This is a genomic window from Roseovarius halophilus (ex Wu et al. 2025), assembly GCF_047086965.1.
Genome location: NZ_JBKOTX010000415.1, coordinates 1 through 2,017, shown reverse-complemented (window position 1 = coordinate 2,017; position 2,017 = coordinate 1). Strand labels below are relative to the sequence as shown.

Sequence of the window (2,017 nt, the reverse complement as noted above, 5' to 3'; positions counted from 1 at the left end):
GTTGCAGCGCGCCAGCTCCAGCACCTGCATCTTGTTGAGCTTGGGGATTGCCTTGAAGTCGAAACTGTCGAGGCTTTTGGTGGCCGGGAACTTGGCCGCGTTCTGCGCCTTCAAATGGTCCCCCGGACCATTTGATCCGCTGGCGCGAACCAGCTTGAACTGCGGCGCTCGACCATCCGTCGCTCGCGATCGATCAGCTCCAGTTCGACCAGGCGCGTCAGGAACTGGACGTGGTCCAAGCCCTCGGCAGCGCATTGGCGCGCAGCCTTCTGATACTCACGCAGGAAGGTGGGCAGCTTCAGCGTCTTGAGATGATGTTCCAACAGGATCTCGGGGGCATGGGTCATTCCGCGGCCTCCGGCATAAGGGCCATGTAGCTGGCCGCAGAGGTCGTCTCGACCCTCGCCCTTGGCAGATAGGGATAAACATCGAGATCGAGCCTTGGTGGACGCTTCTCGACCTGACACAGAACCAGATGCTTCACAGCATCAAAGCCGACTGCGCCCATCTTCAGGGCCTGCTTTACGGCGACGTGCAGGTCATCCATGCCGAAGCTTTCCAGCAAACGCAGCACCTGGACATACTCTCGGCGCCCTATCTTCAGCATGCGCGCTTCCATCAGGCGGCGCAGCGTGTCGAACTCTTCTGGCAAGTCCCACTCCGCAAGGGGCGCGGCCTGATCCAAAGCATTGATCTTGCGTTCGATCAGCGGAAGGTAATGGATCGGGTCGAACACCATGTCCTCGCGCGCATAGCATCGCGGATGGCGCGCGATCACATCGCTGCGGCAGCCGATGACCACCTGATCGACATAGGCCCGCACCCAGACATCCTGATGGCCATAGGCCACGGGAACCGAGTAATCGTTGGTGTCATAGCGGACCAAAGATTGTGAGTATCCGTCTTCCGTAATGGGGCGTTTTCTGTCAAGCGGTTTTCAAGTCGATACAACAGTCACCTACGGTTTGGCGTGGTGACGACGCGAGGTGCGTTCGGCGCGGAGACCTGATATATCGGAGGGCCGGACGCACCGGATCTCTGCCCCGCCAACCGTTTTTTCGGTGTTGCCGCTCTGGGCTGCACGTTTGCGATTGCTCCAAAGGCTTCCCTTACCGGGATGATGCTTCCGTCCGTAGTCAGCGCGATGGCTGCCACATCATGCCTGGTCCAAATGCGGATCCCGAGTGCCTATCTTATTCACGCGCTCAGACTATGTGTGTCTGGCAGCGAGACGGATAACGGCATCATCGGGGACCGCGTCCCGGTCGGGACCTCGGTGAGCCGCCGCGTATCGGCGCGGCCCGATCCTCCTTCTTGCAGGTTACGTGTTATCGGTGACTTTTGACGCTCACGCGGCCGCTGTCTCGATACGCTTGAAGCGGAATTCAGTGCCGTCTTGCCACATGCGATGCAGGATTACCCCGATGCGACGCGCCAGCGCAACAGTCGCACGCCTCTTGCCGCGCCGCTTGGGGACATTCCACGCCCATGCCGTCAGCCAGCTGGGGCGACCCAGGTTCAGCATTACCAAGGCAGCCTGGTAGAGCACTGTGCGTAACCCTACATCGCCGGCTCGGGAGATGGCACCCAAGATGTCGCGTTCCCCGGATTGCTCGCGCCTTGGGGTCAAGCCTACCCACGGGCCGACGTCCTTCGAGGATCGAAAGCGATCCGGATCATCGATGGCCGACTTGACCGTCAGCGCCACGATCGCCCCCACGCCAGGCATACTCATGAACTGGCGGCACACGGGGTCAGATTTGGCATGGTCGCGCGAGAGCTTCTCCAGGCCCGCCAACTCTGTGCGCAGCACCCTGCGCGCTGTCAGGATCGGATTTGCGGCGGCTTGCAGCATGGCATTGCCATCGGCCAGCTCCCGCACCCGGTCCTCGAAGCGCCCCTTGGCCACGCGTCCCATCGATTGAGCAACCTGAGGTCTGGAAATTCTGCTGAGAGCGGGTCATGCATCCTGGCATTCCCATTTGATGTAGGCCTTCGTTTCGGAGGCCCATTTTTC

Annotated in this window: 1 protein-coding gene and 2 pseudogenes; all 3 read right to left on the bottom strand. The window is 60.8% G+C overall.

The annotated features are described in order from the left end of the window. A pseudogene (locus ACH107_RS32320) lies at window positions 1–347 on the bottom strand (hypothetical protein); the annotation flags it as partial. Beyond that, window positions 344–901 (bottom strand): annotated as a pseudogene (locus ACH107_RS32315) (Mu transposase domain-containing protein); the annotation flags it as partial. The pseudogenes ACH107_RS32320 and ACH107_RS32315, both read right to left, overlap by 4 nt. A gap of 447 nt (window positions 902–1,348) precedes the next feature. Continuing rightward, window positions 1,349–1,918 (bottom strand): transposase, encoded by a 570-nt coding sequence (locus ACH107_RS32310; RefSeq protein ID WP_412509702.1) that lies wholly within the window; start codon window positions 1,916–1,918, stop codon window positions 1,349–1,351. Between the last annotated feature and the right edge of the window lie 99 nt (window positions 1,919–2,017).

Excerpts from the sequence above, each read along its gene's own strand:
- ACH107_RS32310 (WP_412509702.1), bottom strand. The coding sequence starts at position 1,918 with ATGGGACGCGTGGCCAAGGGGCGCTTCGAGGACCGGGTGCGGGAGCTG.